Source organism: Bradyrhizobium sp. BRP23, assembly GCF_020194135.1.
Lineage (GTDB): Bacteria > Pseudomonadota > Alphaproteobacteria > Rhizobiales > Xanthobacteraceae > Bradyrhizobium > Bradyrhizobium yuanmingense.
Genome location: NZ_JADYVW010000011.1, coordinates 25,564 through 41,670, shown reverse-complemented (window position 1 = coordinate 41,670; position 16,107 = coordinate 25,564). Strand labels below are relative to the sequence as shown.

16 protein-coding genes and 1 tRNA gene are annotated in these 16,107 nt (G+C 57.9%); 2 read left to right on the top strand and 15 right to left on the bottom strand.

Annotation, left to right across the window (positions count from 1 at the left end; genetic code table 11):
* Window positions 1-4: 4 nt before the first annotated feature.
* The 3 genes from I6F24_RS26965 to I6F24_RS26955 form a co-directional block, all read right to left on the bottom strand.
* A complete protein-coding gene (locus I6F24_RS26965) occupies window positions 5-1,210 on the bottom strand; it encodes a restriction endonuclease subunit S (protein ID WP_225149714.1) in 1,206 nt (401 codons plus the stop codon).
* Window positions 1,203-2,810 carry a class I SAM-dependent DNA methyltransferase gene (locus I6F24_RS26960; protein WP_225149715.1) on the bottom strand — a complete coding sequence of 536 codons (1,608 nt, stop codon included), beginning with the start codon at window positions 2,808-2,810 and terminating at the stop codon, window positions 1,203-1,205. Before I6F24_RS26960 ends, I6F24_RS26965 begins: the two co-directional genes overlap by 8 nt.
* Before the next feature lie 1,033 nt (window positions 2,811-3,843).
* Window positions 3,844-4,023, bottom strand: coding sequence for a helix-turn-helix transcriptional regulator (locus I6F24_RS26955; RefSeq protein WP_225149716.1), 180 nt, complete (start codon window positions 4,021-4,023; stop codon window positions 3,844-3,846).
* Window positions 4,024-4,593: 570 nt separating this feature from the next.
* On the opposite strand from I6F24_RS26955, the gene I6F24_RS26950 reads away from it, so the two are divergent.
* Window positions 4,594-5,049 carry a hypothetical protein gene (locus tag I6F24_RS26950; RefSeq protein ID WP_225149717.1) on the top strand — a complete coding sequence of 152 codons (456 nt, stop codon included), beginning with the start codon at window positions 4,594-4,596 and terminating at the stop codon, window positions 5,047-5,049.
* A gap of 747 nt (window positions 5,050-5,796) precedes the next feature.
* On the opposite strand, the gene I6F24_RS26945 is transcribed toward I6F24_RS26950, so the two are convergent.
* The 6 genes from I6F24_RS26945 to I6F24_RS26915 form a co-directional block, all read right to left on the bottom strand.
* Window positions 5,797-5,949, bottom strand: coding sequence for a hypothetical protein (locus tag I6F24_RS26945; RefSeq protein ID WP_225149718.1), 153 nt, complete (start codon window positions 5,947-5,949; stop codon window positions 5,797-5,799).
* Between the two features lie 383 nt (window positions 5,950-6,332).
* On the bottom strand, window positions 6,333-6,821 hold the full coding sequence (locus I6F24_RS26940) for a hypothetical protein (protein ID WP_225149719.1): 489 nt from the start codon (window positions 6,819-6,821) through the stop codon (window positions 6,333-6,335).
* A gap of 612 nt (window positions 6,822-7,433) precedes the next feature.
* Window positions 7,434-7,655 carry a helix-turn-helix domain-containing protein gene (locus I6F24_RS26930; protein WP_225149721.1) on the bottom strand — a complete coding sequence of 74 codons (222 nt, stop codon included), beginning with the start codon at window positions 7,653-7,655 and terminating at the stop codon, window positions 7,434-7,436.
* Window positions 7,656-8,172: 517 nt separating this feature from the next.
* Window positions 8,173-9,069, bottom strand: coding sequence for a plasmid partitioning protein RepB C-terminal domain-containing protein (locus I6F24_RS26925; protein ID WP_225149722.1), 897 nt, complete (start codon window positions 9,067-9,069; stop codon window positions 8,173-8,175).
* 3 nt (window positions 9,070-9,072) lie between these two features.
* On the bottom strand, window positions 9,073-9,951 hold the full coding sequence (locus tag I6F24_RS26920) for a plasmid partitioning protein RepB C-terminal domain-containing protein (RefSeq protein WP_225149723.1): 879 nt from the start codon (window positions 9,949-9,951) through the stop codon (window positions 9,073-9,075).
* The gene (locus I6F24_RS26915) at window positions 9,929-11,518 is read right to left on the bottom strand and encodes a recombinase family protein (protein WP_225149752.1); all 1,590 of its coding nucleotides are present in this window, start codon (window positions 11,516-11,518) and stop codon (window positions 9,929-9,931) included. Before I6F24_RS26915 ends, I6F24_RS26920 begins: the two co-directional genes overlap by 23 nt.
* Window positions 11,519-11,586: 68 nt before the next feature.
* On the opposite strand from I6F24_RS26915, the gene I6F24_RS26910 reads away from it, so the two are divergent.
* The gene (locus I6F24_RS26910; RefSeq protein ID WP_225149724.1) at window positions 11,587-11,961 is read left to right on the top strand and encodes a hypothetical protein; all 375 of its coding nucleotides are present in this window, start codon (window positions 11,587-11,589) and stop codon (window positions 11,959-11,961) included.
* Between the two features lie 339 nt (window positions 11,962-12,300).
* Here the strand turns inward: I6F24_RS26910 and I6F24_RS26905 are convergent, their stop codons facing one another.
* The 6 genes from I6F24_RS26905 to I6F24_RS26880 all read right to left on the bottom strand — a co-directional run bounded on the left by I6F24_RS26905 (window position 12,301) and on the right by I6F24_RS26880 (window position 15,853).
* A complete protein-coding gene (locus I6F24_RS26905; protein WP_225149725.1) occupies window positions 12,301-12,720 on the bottom strand; it encodes a hypothetical protein in 420 nt (139 codons plus the stop codon).
* A 180-nt stretch (window positions 12,721-12,900) separates the two neighbouring features.
* The gene (locus tag I6F24_RS26900; RefSeq protein ID WP_225149726.1) at window positions 12,901-14,130 is read right to left on the bottom strand and encodes an integrase arm-type DNA-binding domain-containing protein; all 1,230 of its coding nucleotides are present in this window, start codon (window positions 14,128-14,130) and stop codon (window positions 12,901-12,903) included.
* A gap of 161 nt (window positions 14,131-14,291) precedes the next feature.
* Window positions 14,292-14,381 (bottom strand) — tRNA-Ser (locus I6F24_RS26895).
* Between the two features lie 119 nt (window positions 14,382-14,500).
* A complete protein-coding gene (locus I6F24_RS26890) occupies window positions 14,501-14,845 on the bottom strand; it encodes a hypothetical protein (RefSeq protein WP_036012306.1) in 345 nt (114 codons plus the stop codon).
* Between the two features lie 108 nt (window positions 14,846-14,953).
* Window positions 14,954-15,277 (bottom strand): hypothetical protein, encoded by a 324-nt coding sequence (locus tag I6F24_RS26885; RefSeq protein WP_036028057.1) that lies wholly within the window; start codon window positions 15,275-15,277, stop codon window positions 14,954-14,956.
* Between the two features lie 315 nt (window positions 15,278-15,592).
* Window positions 15,593-15,853, bottom strand: coding sequence for a hypothetical protein (locus tag I6F24_RS26880; protein WP_225137321.1), 261 nt, complete (start codon window positions 15,851-15,853; stop codon window positions 15,593-15,595).
* Window positions 15,854-16,107: the final 254 nt, after the last annotated feature.

Sequence of the window (16,107 nt, the reverse complement as noted above, 5' to 3'; positions counted from 1 at the left end):
AACGTCATGTGACCTCCCCGACGTTTTTTTCGGCATCTTTGACGCGAACCTCCCCTGACATCAGCTTCGGGAGCAATAGATCGCGGGTGGCCGCAAGAGAGCGGGATTCGTGAATGTTTGAAACAATGCGCTCAAGCATTGGCTTTACGCATACGTTGAAGGCTTCGAGTACGCCTCCGCTTGGCCGGCAAAGCTCGTATCGTTCCATCCGGCTCCAGCTTGTTCTTGGCATCTTTGTGCCATCGGAGGTTCGGTCGGTGAACGCGACGAATTCATCCTGTGAAATGCAAGTCAGCACGAATGCACTCGAAGCTTTTTCGCGGGCATTTAGGACTACGATATCGGTTGAGCATATGCCGTCGACGGGAGCTATGCCGACCTTGTGAAAGTATGGCCTTAACTTTCCGAAGAGGAAGTCACCCTTTCGAAAAGCCAACTTGCCACTCGTTACCTTCCCGGCTCCTTCCCATTCCGCCAGAGCGATTGATCGGCGCGGCATGTGTTCGAGGCCGATATAGGGTGTTTTCGGATCAAGAGTCTCAGGACTGACCGATTCGCCCACTTGGCATGCTAAATCGCCCAAAATTCCTGCTCTCCATCCCTCCGGATTGCCTTCATCGTCGAGGCGCTCGGGGAAGAGGGACCAGATGTCCGGCGCAAGGTAGTGCGCGCGGCCTTCCATCTTCGCCCTGGTCGGGCCGAAATCGACGAACCAATCCTTGAAGATCACCCGCGCGATCGCCTCAAGCGTCGCGTTCATCTGCCGGTTCAGCTCGATCTTGTCGTCGAGAGCGCCGAGGACGGAGGCGATCGCCTCTTGTTCCGGTGGATCTGGAAAAGTCGCTGGGACAGGGTGAACAAAATTGCGATTGAGTGACGGCTGCGCGCTTCCAGAATTGAGGCTTGCCAGATCAAACGTCTTCAACAGGTAATATGCAAACCTCGGGTGGTTACCCTTGAAATCTCTTACGTAAAGGCAAGTGTTGAGTGGCCAGTAGTCCTGGTCAATATAGCATACGACGCCGGCAGAGGCTCCGCTTCGACCAACCGTGACTCCTGGACCTTTGCAAGCCGCCTCATTGTGCCATCCGGTAATACCGAACGAGCCCATTATAGGCACTTGGCCTTTCTTTCGTTCGGCATCCGGAAGATCGATGCCACGCTGTAGAAGGACAAGATCACCAATGGTCTTGGTGTGCCATTCACCCATTGGGCGCGAGTCCCGAAAGTTTCTGCCGAATGGTGGCCGTCAGCTTACTGCTAGCTTCGAAATCTCCCTCTAGCTTGGACTGCAACGCGCTGAACCGTTCTGAAAAGGATGTGTCGTCATCTTCAACATCTGCCGCGCCCACATAACGCCCGGGCGTCAGAACGTAGCCGTGCGCTTTGATCTCCTGCAGCGTGGCCGACTTGCAGAAGCCGGGCATGTCTTCATAGGCGCCGGCTTCGCCTTCGCCGCGCCAAGCATGATAGGCGCGCGTGACCTTCGCGATGTCAGCGTCGGAGAATTCCTTGCGTGTCCGATCCACCATGTGGCCGAGCTTGCGGGCGTCGATGAACAGGATTTCACCGCGCCGATCCCGCAGCTTGGCGGTACGCGCGATGCCGTTAGATTTGTCGCGGGCCAGAAACCAAAGACAGACCGGGATCTGCGTCGAATAGAAAAGCTGGCCCGGCAGCGCGACCATGCAATCGACGACCCCCGGGGCATCGCCCACACCCTCGATCAGCGCGCGGCGGATGGCGTCTTCCCCGTTCTGCGTCGACGACATCGAACCGTTGGCCAGCACCACGCCAGCCACTCCTGATGGAGACAAATGGTGCACGATATGCTGCACCCAAGCAAAGTTGGCGTTTCCGGCGGGCGGCACGCCGTAGCGCCAGCGCACATCCTCGCGCAGTCGCTCGCCGCCCCAATCGGAAATGTTAAAGGGCGGATTGGCGAGGATGAAAGCCGCCTTCAGGTCCCGCAGCTCGTCTTTGTGGAAGCTGCCCTCGCTGTTCCATTTGATGTCCGCGTCGATGCCGCGTACGGCCAGGTTCATCTTGCACAGCCGCCAAGTGGTGTAGTTCGACTCCTGCCCATAGACGGCGATATCGCCGATGCGGCCGCCGTGGAGTTCGACAAATTTTTCTGATTGCACGAACATGCCGCCCGAGCCGCAGCACGGGTCATAGACGCGGCCTTTGTAGGGCTCGATCATCTCGACCATCACACGTACTACCGAGCGCGGCGTATAGAACTCGCCGCCGCGCTTGCCTTCCGACCCCGCGAATTGGCCGAGGAAATATTCATAGACGCGGCCAAGCACGTCGCGCGCTTCGCCTTTATTCTGGCCGAGCGCAATGCCCGAGATGAGGTCGACCAGTTCGCCAAGCATCACCGCGTTGAGCGCGGGACGGGCGTAGTCCTTGGGCAGCACGCCCTTGAGGTTCTCGTTCTCCTTTTCGATGGCGATCATCGCCTCGTCGATCATCTTACCGATCGAGGGCTGTTTCGCATTCGCCCGAAGATGGGACCAGCGTGCCGTGGGCGGCACCCAGAAGACGTTTTCGGCCGCGTATTCGTCGCGATCTTCTGCACCATCGGGGTAGTCGGCCAGAAGCTCGGCGCGCTTGGCCTCGAATGAGTCGGAAATGTGCTTGAGGAAAATCAGGCCCAGGGCGACATGCTTGTAATCGGATGGCTCCATGTTGCCGCGCAGCTTGTCGGCGGCCTTAAACAGTTCCGCCTCGAAGCCAAGATCACCGCTCTTGCCATTGGACCGCTTGCTCTTGTTGGGCGCCGCGTTCGAATCCTGATCTGCCATTCCGTTTGCTCAAGTGGTTCAATGGTAGCGGTTCGAGTATCGGACATTAAGCCGGTTGAGACCGCGAAGCGTTGGCATAATGCCAGCACCGCAGGTTGTGCCAACGCCAATGTTTATCTCGAATCGCGCTCGACCTCAATTTTTACGAGATCGTAGCGCCACTTAGCAATCAACGGTTTCGATTGCACCAAGAATTTGGTCGTACTCGGTTGCGACTTCGGGCTGCGCATTGCAACAAAATCACGGACTGGCGCCCCGGGCGACCTCGCGATATCCGACAAAGGTCGTCCTCTCTAGCGTCCGAGATTTTGACTCGACACCTTGTCATGACTCAGTGGGCCGGCAAAGGTGTCTCCCGAGCCGTAGAAGGTTTCGGAAGCGTGGGGCTCGACATAGCCGGCCCGGCGATCTTCATGGCGTCTCGGACACTTGGCCGATAGGTCGGTCGTCCTCCACCGGCTGCGCGTCAAGCCGGCAGCGGAAAAATTCAGGTCGGCGGGTCGCCCAATCGTGTCGCTGGAGGATCGGATAGGTGCGGCCGAAGCTCACGGCTTTGAGTGCAGCGATGTAGTCCGCCGCGATGTCGAGGGCTCCCGGTCCAACCGCGAAGAAGTGCGCACGGAATCTTCGACCGACGTGATTACTTCCCGGCTGTCTCGAAGAGGGGTGCGCGTCAGGTTGATGTGCTTCAAATGGAAATGGTCCTTACAGCGGTGGCACGGTACCTGGTAGGATGGTTTGTTCCGCTTTGCCAATGACCGCTTGGGAGCGTGATCCCCGATGTGACACCTTATCTGGGCTAGACGCCCGCCCTCGCCTCACATTGGAAATGCGAAGGCTCAGCTATTGTGCTCAGATGACAGCGACTTGGCACTCCATTTGTTGCGACGGATGTAGCCCATGGCGTTTGTAGATAGCATCCGTAGAAACTTAGCGCGGTTCTCGATGGGCGATCCGAATCCGTGCGAGTTCAACGTCTTGTCAAACCAGTCTGGAGGAGCCCCGTTCCGCCAAGCCGGAGTCTGAAATTAGATCAATCATCCTTCAAGAGGATATACGGCTCGATCTTCAGGCCGCGGGCTATGCGAGCGATGTTGTCAATTGAGACGTTCCGCTCAGATCGTTCAACGCCACTCAGGTAAGTCCGATTGATACCGCATTCATAGGCCAAAGCTTCTTGGCTGAGCCCTCGCTTTGCGCGAAGGCGACGCATGTTCTTCGCCAAGACGTCCCGAAGTGGGCCTTTGTGGGTTCGTTTCACCCCTGCAATTTCGGCGGAATACCGCTTTTAAGGCGACCGCTTTTAAGTTACATTCGATAGCTGCGGGGAGATAATTCATGCGCTTTGAAAGTTTGGCCTTGTCGGTAGCGGTCGTGCTTTGTGCCGCTTCTTCAGTGGATGCCCAAGGCTTCGATTTTGATCCCCGAGCAGCTACGTCAAATTTAGCGAGATCGGTGACGGAGGATTACCATCGGCAACGAGCCCGCCAAATCCGCCGAGAGAAAGAGGAACGCGCGCTGGACTTTTCGCCATTCGCAGTGCCGGCTGATTCCGAGAAAGCTTCCGTAGGAAACGGAGGAATTATGTGCACCACAATCGGTTTGGGTGACGGCGATAGCGTTACGACGTGCCGATAGCGACATGTGTTGTTACGACCGATCTCAGAACACGGCGTGAGTACGCGCGAACCGCAAAACATGAGCAACCGCTCTCGATCAGAGAAGCCCCCCCACCGAGTAGATGAACAATATCTAACACGCGGGAACCGGGAGTAATCTGGCGATGCGATTCACGCCCGAACAACATCTAGAAATGGCCAGGCGCCTTCAGGCGCGATGCGAAACTGAACTCGACCCAAAGAAGGCCGAGAAGCAGGCGCGTATGGCGAACGTTTTCCGGCGGCTGGCGGAGAGAGCCGGCAAACGATCAGTCGCTGATATCGCTCCTACTCAGGATGTCTCGATACAGCAGAATGACAAAGTGGCCGCGCATGCGAATGAGGGAAGCCGCTTGACTGATCGCAGGGGGGGCCGCGACTATTTCGCTGATTACAATTTGGCCGTTCAAGCATACGAGCGCGAGCTTAATCGGGCGTTCGGTTTCGCCTTTTTACCCGAACTGGATCAGCAGGGGGCGGAGGCGCCCCCAGGATCCGAGCTAAGGCGTACTTATGATGCGATGGTTGAGGCAAGGAGAGCGCGTGACGAGCGGCACCCGCCCGGAACGTGGATGGGTTGAGCTGGGGCTGCCCAGTGGCTGAGCTGCGTATTGGATTGCATCATTGCCCCGGGTGTCTCACCTGCCAGGCCGCGGGGTGTCTCACGCTAAGTGTTTCTCAAAATTGCGTTTCCACCCGGGCGGCGCCTGAGGCACCTGTCTCATCTCACCGTGCGCGCTGACTCGGGGTGTCTCACCAGCCGAATTCAGTGCAAAACACCCCTTTTTGCGTGTCTAAGTCCATCATTGCCTCGTCAGGGCTAAAAGCGCGCACGTTTTTCCACGCTTCCACGATCCCCAGCATGAGATACCACGTAAGTGTCTCACAAACTGTCTCACCGCGTTCAAGTGTTCCTCGCCTGCCTGAAGGCGCCATTGAGCCTACCAGCCATGGTTCCTCCATGGCGCTCGCGAACTTCGACGAGCGGCTTGCACGTAGGGAATACCCCCTAAGCTCCGCAAAGGCAGAGGCGGTCTGGCTTGGGCCACTTCGGCCCGCGTTCGCAACCCGGACTTCCAGCCAGTGCTTGACGGCACGCATCCCGGGTTCGCAGGGCACGTTGAAGCTGATGTTCCGGCGGCGATCAGGTCGAGCGCGGCCTGAGCCATTTCGGACATGGGCAGCTTCGGACACGGGCAGCCCCAGCCGCTACTCAGCGTCGCGCTCCCCATCTCCGGCGCCCAGTCATCGCCCGGCTTCGCCTTGGCTAACCACTCCAGCCACCCCCATGATGACCGAGCGTCCCGCTCCCACACGGGAAGTTGGTCTTACCAATCCGCCGGTCCAAGCCCGTCCTCGGGTGATATCGCCATAGCCGCCTCCCTGGATGATGCGCTGGCCAACTCCTCGATCACCTCGGCACGGGCGTGGTCGTAGCTGCCGGCCATGTTGCCGATGCCGCCGCCTCTCGTGTGAACCATTGTCTCCTCCCGTTGCGGTTCGTATCCGTTTCGCATGCGCGTCGTATCAGATGTCGCCGCAGTCCCACCGCTCGGGTGTCTCACCGTGCCCTGTCTCATCTCGTGAATCAGGGCGGCGATGTCTCGCGCGCCGCGGCCACGACCGCCATGGGCGCTGAGCTGCCAGCGGGCGCCGATCAGAATGGTCCCGCTAAGGAGCTCCCGACGCCCGCAGAGCGTCACACTTCGCGGACGCGCCATCGCTGGTCCAGCCAGTCCGGTGGCGCCGTGGCGTCCAGCGCCTAGATCACCCACTTGGTAAAGTAAGTAGTGTCCTTCTGACGGGACTGATGAGGTGAGAAACAAGCCCCCACAGTCCCACGTGAGAGCCATAAATGTTGTATTCACGCAACACGGTCCCGCCTCAGCACCAGTGGTGGCTCTGACGTGGGACTTTGAATGTTTAAAACAGGACTGTGAAATGAAATTCCCGGCTTCCAACTCATAAATTCCTTGCTTGCGACAAACGTGCCGGCTGTTCGCTGATCAGGGTATTCGGTGAGCAACCATTCGGTAGCTACCCGACCTTTCATGTTGAACCCTGACCGCTTTCCGATCTTCAGGAAGCCGCGGTCGAGCAGTTTTTCGAAGCAGCGTTGCGCTGTTGTGCGACCAATATGAAGCGCTGCGGCGGCTTCGCGCACGCTGTAGGGGATTTTGCCGTTGTTCGAGTTCGGCCCCCTGTATCGCCTAGCCACTTCGATGTAGAGGGCCCTGCAATTTCCATCCAGCGACTGCCATGCGGCGGACGACATCATGAACTCGGTGACCATCACATAGCGGCCCCGGTTCTCTCCATTCTGGTGGTACTTGCGCCGATTTGTCCCGCTCATTGGGCTGCTCCCTGGTGCGCGAGAATGAAGTTCACCCGCGATCGGATGGCTGTCTCAAGATCCCGCAAATCCCGCTCGATTTCCGAGTACGGGAATCCCTTTCGAGAAAGAGAGGCTCGGGCCCGGTCAACAGTCGCTCGGATGATCTTCTCAGGATTTTTTGCGCCCGCGGCAGCCGAAGCTGTACGCTGGATCATTCCTCGCCGGTGAACTGATGGAAAAATGACCAGCCGCCCGAGCGAGAACCCGTCGCATGGCTTCCGCTCAACCATGGCTATTCCTATCCGCGGCAGACCGGTTACGGCTGGTGCACTGGCTGCACGGTGCGGCCATCGCAAGGGCTTCCCCTAAGCCGAGCCGAACGAACGCACCTCGTCCATCGAGACTGAGCAGGCTAAGCGGTTGGTCAGTTGCCGAGATTGGGAGTTTGGGTATGAATCCTGAAAAGCCTTGCAATTCAATGGGACAACTCTTTCCCAAACAAGCCTCCAAGTCTTTGATTAGAAATGAAACGCGCACTTCGCTAGCGAATGGCACCTGCCTCCTCGCACCGCTTTTACGATCCTTCGAGGACACTATTGCTGCTGGAACTTCGGTTGCGGGCTGCATGGCCTACTCGCTGCCCCGCCGCTTAGATTCCTCTGCCAGACGACGTTGGACATAAGCGTCGATGCTGCTCCAGGTAATCTTTCGAGAAGCACCTTCGCGGTAACTGTCCAACGCTTTCGAACGCAGCAGTTCATAGAGCTTCGCGCGACCGACTTTCAGCGCAAACATCGTCTCGTTCACGGTCGCGACAACGCCGCGCTCGCCCTCACCTTTCGTAGAAATCATCGCCCTGTTCCTAGATGTTCAGCTTCTCGCGAGTGAACATTCTGAGGATGCTGGGCGCAGCTCCTTTCTAGCGAACTCAACGTTATTCGGCTTGGTAACAGGCCCTCTATCAGAGCGCGACTTAAGAGCGAAATCTTCGCGCAACAAGCTGCTGAAAATACTCGCTATTTGGCATTTCGAGAAAATAGAATTTTTACTGTCGTTGCAAACCTTTGAGCTTGTTTGAACATTTCCAACCGTCGTTACGCGGGTAACTCCACGCTTTTCGCGCTCCCGGAGGATACTCCCTCCTCCACATTCCCTTGGTAGATCAGCGTTATTCGGCGCGTTCGTCCAAAGCCACGGCCGCTATCCACGATATGGGTCCCAAGACACCGCACTTGAATGCGCGACTAGGCGGCCCCGGCCAACTATTGAGCCAATGCGTTCATTTGCGCGGCCTACAAAGCATCCGGCGTTTCTTTCATAACAACGCACGCGCTGATGTGGCCAAACCGATTGAGTTGTCGTCGAGCACCTAAGCGGCGGTGGCTTCGGACTCGGTGATCCGTTGGAATTCAAACAGCAATTCTTGAAAGTGCTTGGCGAGATAACCAACCACTTTGCCGTTGCGGAGCAATTTTGACAGGTAGCCGACCGCCAGCACCAAATCGAGATGATCGGTTCCATATGTCTGTTCGGCCACCTTGAATTCGCGGGCCAGGGAAGCTGACTCCCGCTCCATCAACGCGAGCTGCTCGTCCGACAATCCCTTAGGCGCCCGAGGCGTGTAGCCGGCAGCTAACTGGCTGCGCGGCGTCGCCGCCACCAGCGAGCGCACGTAGCTGTTAGAAAAATTGTTCATCGCGATCATCAGCTCCGCCGCCTCGATTTGGCGCAGCGGCGCAAGTTTACGCAGCTCCGAGAACGAGTTGAGGGTCAGGTGCTTCTCTTTGAGCAAGTCAACCGCCTCGACGCAGATGCCATCCAGCAACTTGCGTCGCCTGCGAATGCTCGCAACGTCGACATTCAACGCCTTGGCGATCCTGGCTTCCGACACGCCGTTCTCAATCGCCTTCAAGATCATGCGGTGCTCTTGAATGATGGCAATGCGGTTGACGCGTTTGTTGTAAGTGAACGCCTCGTCCTCGGTTGAGATCAGGCACTCCACTTCCAAGAGGCCGCGGTCTCGCAAAACCTCGAAGCGCAAATGGCCGTCGAGTAGAAGGAACTTACTCTGGCCGTCGCGGCTTCGCGCCACTACGGGCGGCTCGACCAGCCCGATCTCGGCAACCGATGCCGCGATTTGGCGATATTTCGGCGAGCGCTTCACCTCCTCGGACACCAGCTTTAACGGCTGGATGTCGGCCAACCTCACCACCGCCGTGCGTTCTTCGAAGCCCATGCGAACCGAAATGTGAGGCCGACGTGCCATAGTCTATCCCTGCCCGTGCAGCCGTAATGCAAGGTTTTTAGGCAAGGTATCGAGCCTTTCGTCCTCCAGAATGGCCAGAAATTCTGGCTCGACCAGAAGCTTTCGCAAGGCTTCAAGGATGAAGATCAGCCGGGCCTTGGTGCTATTCGACTTGCGGATCAGCACCCGCTTGCGGTCGACGTCCTGCCGGTAGGCTCGCAAAAGCGCATTGGAGCTCATCGGCGCCCCATCCGTCCGTCTTGGACCGGTCTTATACCCCTTGCCCCGACGCCGCCGCTGCTCAATCAGCTTCTTGGCTGCGAGGAGCCGTTGGCCCCTCAGGAGCTTCTCTTCGTAAGCTTGCTGCAGCACGGACTGGATGTCGGCGTCCTGAGCTTGGGAAATCATGACGGCAATACTGACCGGCATCTGTCCGGCCTCAACGGCACGGAGCAGCCGGTGCTCCCCGTTCTCCAACAGGCTACTCACGCCCTTGACATACTCGATGCTCAATCCGGTCTTGCGGGCGATGTCATCGAACTCATAGCCACGCCCTCGCAGCCCCTCGATATCATGTAAAAGGTCGATTGCGCGGTGCTGCCGGCGGGCGCAATTCTCGACCAAGCTCATAATGGCGCTGTCTTCGTTCGTGGCGTCCACGACGACAGCGGGAATTTCGCGCTGCCCAAGTGCCTGGTACGCTTCCAACCGGCCCTGACCGCACACAAGATCGTAGCGCGGCTCGCCCTCGCAAGCTTTCCGTTTGACCGTGATCGGCCGTTTCAGTCCGAGCTCCGCGACGCTCGTGACGATCTCCTTAAAAATCCGTCGGTTTCGTGCGCGCGGGTTGACCACGTCGATAGCTCCGACCGGAATGATCTCAATGCATTGGGCCGATCCCATAGCTGACCTCCATCAACTGCGAGCGAGCAGCCAGTTCGAACAGCATGTCAAGGGTGTCAAAGCGATAGGCATCGAGCGCCAGCCCGTTATATTCGGCCAAGGCGACCTGCTCAGCCTCCATCTCGAAGCGGGGCAGCAGATAGTAGTCGAGCACGGCGCTGTTCATCTGGTTCATTCGAATCGCCACCGTAATGTCCGGTCGCAGGCCCGCGTCAAAGCGGATCTTCCATCGGTGAGAACCAGTTATGGTCTCCTGCGATCGGACCAAGCAGAGCGAAGCGGTGAATTCGTCGTTGACTGTGAGAAGGTCCGTTTCCGGGTTCGCGCGGACCGCTCCTCCGATCTCTTCAATTCCGTGCACCGTCGCGGCAATAAAGTCGGGATACATTCGGCGCAACGCGCGATTGATCTCGATATAACGATAGTCGCGTTCTGGACTGAAGCCGATGAGCTGATAGGCGCGGATCAAACTACCAAAGCGCGTGCGATAGATGCTACTGGACGGACCGACCTCAAGTTCGTCGATGATGATGCCAGAGAGATAACCGTGCTGCTCCAACAGGCCGCGGAGCACATCTAGGAGCTCTTCATCGGAGTAGCGCCTGCAACGTTCGGAGATGATTGCTTGGGCAGATCTAAAAGTATCTTCATCGACAACCGGTTCAAAGGCTTGGTCGCGACGAATCCAGCGTTCAGGAGGATTGTGAATTCGTCGCCCCTTGAGCTTGCATGAGCATCTATTCCAAACATTGTTGCCGATGTACTTCTCGTTGATGAGGATTTGATGCACCGTCGCCCTGGTCCAGGAGCGCCCCAGATCGGTCGTGATCCCCCTGGCATTGAGGCCGTCTGCAATTTCTCGCTCGCTTTTGCCTTGAGCGACAAAGGCGTCGTAAATGAACCGAATAGTCTCGATTTCTTGCTCCGGACCAGGAATCAGAACGATCCGGTCTGTTTGGATGCTCTTATGCTCGCCGCGAGCCAGCTTCGCTTTGGCGGTACCGTCCTGATCGATCAACTGCCGCCTCAATCCATATCCAGCGGGGCCGCCTTGGCGGTAGCCGAGTTCGATCAAACGCCGCTGCCCGGCGAAAACCTTGACTGACAGTTCTCGGCTATACTCCCCAGCCATCGCGCGCTTGACGCCCTTGACGATGGTTGAGACGGGGCTGCCGTCATTCTCGAATTGCTCGGCGCAGTAGCGAACCGATATGCCTGCACGCTTGCAGATGTACTCGTAATAGGCGCTTTCGTCGGCATCCTGAAAGCGCCCCCAGCGACTGACGTCGTAGACTAGGATGGTTGAGAAATCGGCCGCCCCGTTCTGAACATCCTCTATGAGCTGTTTTAGCGCCTGTCGGTCATCGAGATTGAGGCCGCTCTTGCCACTATCTTCGTACGTTTTCTCAATCCGAAAGCCGTGACGAGCAGCGTACTCGCGAATGGCCTGTGACTGGTTCGCCGTTGAGTATTGCTGGTGGTCGGTAGACATACGCACGTACTCAGCGGCGGGTTGAGCAGCCTGGCTCTCCGGTTCAGCGCGTGAATGAGACGTTTCCTCCAACATCATCGCCCTACTAGCGTCAAAAATGAATGATCGAGTATTTGAAACTATAACGTAGCTCGGGGGGAAACATGTTTCCGAAAACGGGCAGGACGTTTCCGAATGGCGGAAAGGCGCCGCCGACTTACGCAAGCCTGATCGCAGATGTTCTCAAGGCCGAGCTTGGCAACAGCCATCAAGCTCAGAAGACCTTGATGCGATGGACGGGGGCGAATGAAAGAACCGCTAAGAATTGGCTCTCTGGGACGAACGGCCCTAGCGGAGAGCATTTGTTGCAACTCATGCGCAATTCGGATCGGGTCTTCGAGTTCATCCTAGAACTGTCGCATCGACCGCCACTGCTATCCAATCAACGGCTCGCGGAGGTGCGGAATAGCTTACAAGTGACGGCCGATCTGCTCTCGAAAGTAATCGAGATCCAGGACGGACAAGGCTCACCGAAATAGCAGTCTAGCCAGCCAGCAGGCCGAGCGAGGTGGCTTGAAATGCAACACTCCTTGAAACCAGCTAGAGGTGGAATCGCAGGTCTCCGGACCGTCGCGTTACAGGAGAGCGAACCTCAGTTCAAAATCTGCGAAGGCCGCAGACCGGACGCCGGGTCGATTGGCTGGATCGCCGCTTTGGACCCACAGCAAACGGCGAAGGGCTGGCACTCGGCGCACCAGATGCACGGACCATGATTGCGGATACTTTTCACGGTTTCTCCGGCAGTGTTTCCGATAAGTAGATACTGGTCAAATCACCATGCCCGTGCCGCGACCTGATGAATTTCACCTCGATGAACTTCAACCTGCCGATCTTAAGGTCGGCTTGCAACAGTATGCAGCCTCCGGCAGGTAGGCGGAAAACAAGCCTCCATCGCTGCCTAGCCGCATGTTGAGTAAGAAGGGCCTTTCCGGGACAGTCCTCCCCTTACCGATGCGCGGCCATCCCTTTTCGTCAGGATCATCGACGCGACCATACTGGCGCGAGCACATGAGCGAGCAGGTCACTTCCTTGCCGAGATACTCGGGCATGTCAGGCGTCAGCGCAACGATTTCGCAAAGCACATCGGTGATGGCTTCGTCGGAGAGACCATCGCCGAAGTTTCCCACGTAGTAACTTACCGTCACCGATCTCACAGTCGCGAGTAGCGTGTGCTCTGGGTCCGGCGGCGGTCTGCGCTTGCGTTCTTGTTTCTTCTTGGTCGTCCTCGGTCTCTCCATCTCATAACTCCCGCATTGCTGTCAGGCGAACAAGGCGGAAGCCATTGAGACTTCCGCTATCCGTGCGCCGAACGCGGGCCGTCACCCCGTCTTAGGGACGTCTTAGGGGGAGCACAGACTTCGGTTGGACTTCCTCGGTCACCAAGAGTCTCTTCATCTGCGGCCAGAACGGGGCGCACCCTACCCTGCCCTCCGATCAGCCAATTGAATCACATTGCTACCGGATAGGAATGCAGCCCAATCGTTCATCAGAGCTCGTCGCTTTTCCAGCTTCTGGCCACGTTGATAGGCCGCAGTAGTCTCGCTCTTGTACTTATGGGCAAGCGCAGCCTCGCGAACTCCATCAGGATAGTCGGTGCATTCCTCAGCCCAGGTGGCGAAGGTAGATCGGAAGCCATGCACCGTAACGTGTCCGTAGCCGAGACGATCAAGTACCGCCAGCATCGCATTTTCAGAGAATGCTCCGCCATCGGGATTGCTAAAGATCAGCTCACCTTGGCTGCCATTGCGCATCTCGTCGAGCACCGCAAGGGCGGGACCCGTTAAGGGAACGTGATGGTCCTGATCCATCTTCATCCGCTCGCCAGGGATTTTCCAGATCGCGGCCGGACTATCGATTTCACACCAACGCCCTTCTACGGCCTCGTTCGTGCGGCAGGCCGTGAAGATCAGGAAGCGCAGCATGGCGGCGGCCGTTCCAGAGGCGCCCGCAAGGACCTTCATGAACGCCGGAGCCTCGCTATATGGCAAGGCTGGATGATGGCGAACCACCCGTTTGGGGCGCTTTGGCAGCTTCTCACGCATTTGCCTCGTCAGTTCGGCCGGGTTGCGAAAGTCTGGATCGTCGATATCGACGTTCTTCGCAATGATAGTTTCAATCCGGCCGCGGACGCGGTTCGCAGTCTCGCGCTTCTCCACCCAGATCGGCTGCAAAAGATCATGGATGTGACTCGGCTTGATCTCCGGAATCGTCAGCTTGCCGATGATCGGATAGGCGTAGCGCTTGAGAGAGGATGGCCACTGATTGCGATGCTTCTCGCTCCAGGTCGACCAGTTCGTCCGGATGTACGCTTCCGCACATTCTTCGAACGTCGACAACACCACCTTGGCTTCGACGGCCTTTGTCTTTTCGCGTTCCTTTCGCCTCTCCTGAACGATGTCCACGCCAGCGGTGCTTCGATCGCCTTTCACGCGGATCCGGGCTGCATCCCTCGCGAGCCGCGCATCCTTTAGCGACACATCCTTGAAGGAGCCGAGGCCGTGCCATCGCTCCTTGCCGTCTTTCCAATATCGGTAGGACCAGCTCTTCGATGTCGGTCCGTTGACGATCAAGTAGAGACCCCCGCCGTCGGCATATTTGCCGGGCTTGTTTTGGCGCTCTACGTCAAGTGGTTTCAGCCTTCCAGCCATTGTTCCTCCGGGAAAACCGTCCTCCGAACCCACGGTCTAAAGCTACGGTCAGCATCCCGATTAGGGAGAACACCGACGAACTGGGAAGTACAGATCTTCGGCGCAAGATACTGATTTTGCTGTGGAGTTCGAACGACTGCGAACAGTGGAGAACAATATACTGGCGGAAGGGGTGGGATTCGAACCCACGGTACCCTTGCGGGCACGCCGGTTTTCAAGACCGGTGCCTTAAACCACTCGGCCACCCTTCCAGTCCCGGGAATGGGTGTCGCTTAACGTAGTCGACCGCGCAAGGCAACGCCAAGTTGGCGCAAGTGCTCAAACCTTTGCCGGCCGGAGCGCGGCGCGTTCCTTTTCCTGCACAACCTGTCTAGCTCTTCGGGCAATCAACCAGGACGGCACTCCGGATGTACTTGGTCCTCTGCCGGTCGCTGACGTTGCGCCCGAATTGAGGGCTGTAGTTCAAGTCGTAGCGGCACCCTGCCTGCATTGCCTTGTAGATCGCGCCCCGTTCGATCACGTAACTCCCTTGTGGGAGCGTCTTGAGGCGGACCTGTGTGATGGTCTGCTCCTGGCCGTGGTCCGGGCCGAGATAGGTAACGCGATCGGTCGAGCCGACCGACCAGACCACCGCAACTGCGCACATCAGTGAAACGGCGAAAGCAGCGACCAGCCCGAGTTGCGGTCGCTCGACGGAGTCCAGAAACGAGCTCATGCCGTTTCGTGTCGTTCCGGGCCTTGCGGTTCAAAGGCTCCCTCACCTTTGCGCGCGCAACAGAAAGGAAGAGCGCCGTCCTGAAATTCTTTGTTGTTTGCGTCTAGCTCAGTAGCCGCAGGACGCGCAGTTCATCTGCACCGGGGCGTAATAGGAATAACCCGGCGAGACCATCTCGACGCGCTGCCGGGTGGCGTATTGCGGCGGGATGCGCTCGTACTGGACGCTGGGCGGCGCGACCATCACGGTCTGCGGCACCATCACGGTGCGGTACTGCGCCGGCGTGCGGTGCGCGACCACGGAGCCGGGCGAGACCATCACGGTCTCGTCGACGGTGCGGTATTGCGGCGGCACATATTGTTGCTGGTAGCAGGTCGTGCACGGCGGCGGCGTGTAGCAATTGTAGCAGCCGGCGGAGGCCGCGCCCGTCATGGAAATGCCGGCGACGGCCGTTGAGAAAACGACAGCGAGAGTACGAGACATTGCGGTGGTGCCCCAGTTGCCCGAAACGGATCTGCGAAGGTCGCGGGAGTATACGGCGCAAAACCTTGCCTTGCCGAACTTCGTCGAGGCATCCTTAATGCGAACGATCGATCGCGGCGGAGCGGTAAGAACTCATTGACCACGCGCATTAACGCGCGGGATGTTTGCGCGGGGGTGCGCATGATAGCGAGTCCGCGATCGGAGATCGCCGCGGCACTCGTTCGAGCATAATTTGCAGTTCATCCTCGTTCCATGTTCGAGCTTTCAACGCCTCGCTGCTCTTTCCAGAAACTCCAACAGCGAGGGATCGGTCTCCTCCAGTTCGACGAAGCGACGGCGCAGCTCATCGGCGATTTCAGCGGTGGCATCGCGCGACCATCCCTCCGCGGTATTGAAGGCCACGATACGTGCGGGATGGAGATATTGCCCTTCGGCGAGATGTCTGAGCAGGGTCGCGCGATTGGCGTCCTCCTCGGCCGTCTCGCACCAAGCCCGGCCCAGGCGGCGGCCGAAATCATCGAGCACAAGATAGACGTCCCGGTCTGTCGTGATTTGCGGCACGAGTGATGGAGAATGACTCATGGCTAACTCCGCTACTGGCAATCCGAACCTTTGCGGACGAACCTCGATACGGCGACCGCCTCGGCTGGATTCGGAAAAAATGGATTTCGACGATTTTTCTTAGGATGGCACGATTAAATAAAAATAAAAACAAAATTAATAAAAATTAAATAGCAAAATGTGGACAATGCACTAAGTTGATGATGCCTGGCGGGCGA

What these genes read in the sequence shown, in the direction of transcription:
- I6F24_RS26890 (WP_036012306.1), bottom strand. Translation starts at nt 14,845, where the DNA reads ATGAGCTCGTTTCTGGACTCCGTCGAGCGACCGCAACTCGGGCTGGTC.
- I6F24_RS26955 (WP_225149716.1), bottom strand. Translation starts at nt 4,023, where the DNA reads ATGCGTCGCCTTCGCGCAAAGCGAGGGCTCAGCCAAGAAGCTTTGGCC.
- I6F24_RS26960 (WP_225149715.1), bottom strand. Translation starts at nt 2,810, where the DNA reads ATGGCAGATCAGGATTCGAACGCGGCGCCCAACAAGAGCAAGCGGTCC.
- I6F24_RS26930 (WP_225149721.1), bottom strand. Translation starts at nt 7,655, where the DNA reads ATGATTTCTACGAAAGGTGAGGGCGAGCGCGGCGTTGTCGCGACCGTG.
- I6F24_RS26900 (WP_225149726.1), bottom strand. Translation starts at nt 14,130, where the DNA reads ATGGCTGGAAGGCTGAAACCACTTGACGTAGAGCGCCAAAACAAGCCC.
- I6F24_RS26945 (WP_225149718.1), bottom strand. Translation starts at nt 5,949, where the DNA reads ATGGTTCACACGAGAGGCGGCGGCATCGGCAACATGGCCGGCAGCTAC.
- I6F24_RS26915 (WP_225149752.1), bottom strand. Translation starts at nt 11,518, where the DNA reads ATGTTGGAGGAAACGTCTCATTCACGCGCTGAACCGGAGAGCCAGGCT.
- I6F24_RS26950 (WP_225149717.1), top strand. Translation starts at nt 4,594, where the DNA reads ATGCGATTCACGCCCGAACAACATCTAGAAATGGCCAGGCGCCTTCAG.
- I6F24_RS26920 (WP_225149723.1), bottom strand. Translation starts at nt 9,951, where the DNA reads ATGGGATCGGCCCAATGCATTGAGATCATTCCGGTCGGAGCTATCGAC.
- I6F24_RS26965 (WP_225149714.1), bottom strand. Translation starts at nt 1,210, where the DNA reads ATGGGTGAATGGCACACCAAGACCATTGGTGATCTTGTCCTTCTACAG.
- I6F24_RS26910 (WP_225149724.1), top strand. Translation starts at nt 11,587, where the DNA reads ATGTTTCCGAAAACGGGCAGGACGTTTCCGAATGGCGGAAAGGCGCCG.
- I6F24_RS26940 (WP_225149719.1), bottom strand. Translation starts at nt 6,821, where the DNA reads ATGAGCGGGACAAATCGGCGCAAGTACCACCAGAATGGAGAGAACCGG.
- I6F24_RS26885 (WP_036028057.1), bottom strand. Translation starts at nt 15,277, where the DNA reads ATGACGGGCGCGGCCTCCGCCGGCTGCTACAATTGCTACACGCCGCCG.
- I6F24_RS26925 (WP_225149722.1), bottom strand. Translation starts at nt 9,069, where the DNA reads ATGGCACGTCGGCCTCACATTTCGGTTCGCATGGGCTTCGAAGAACGC.
- I6F24_RS26905 (WP_225149725.1), bottom strand. Translation starts at nt 12,720, where the DNA reads ATGGAGAGACCGAGGACGACCAAGAAGAAACAAGAACGCAAGCGCAGA.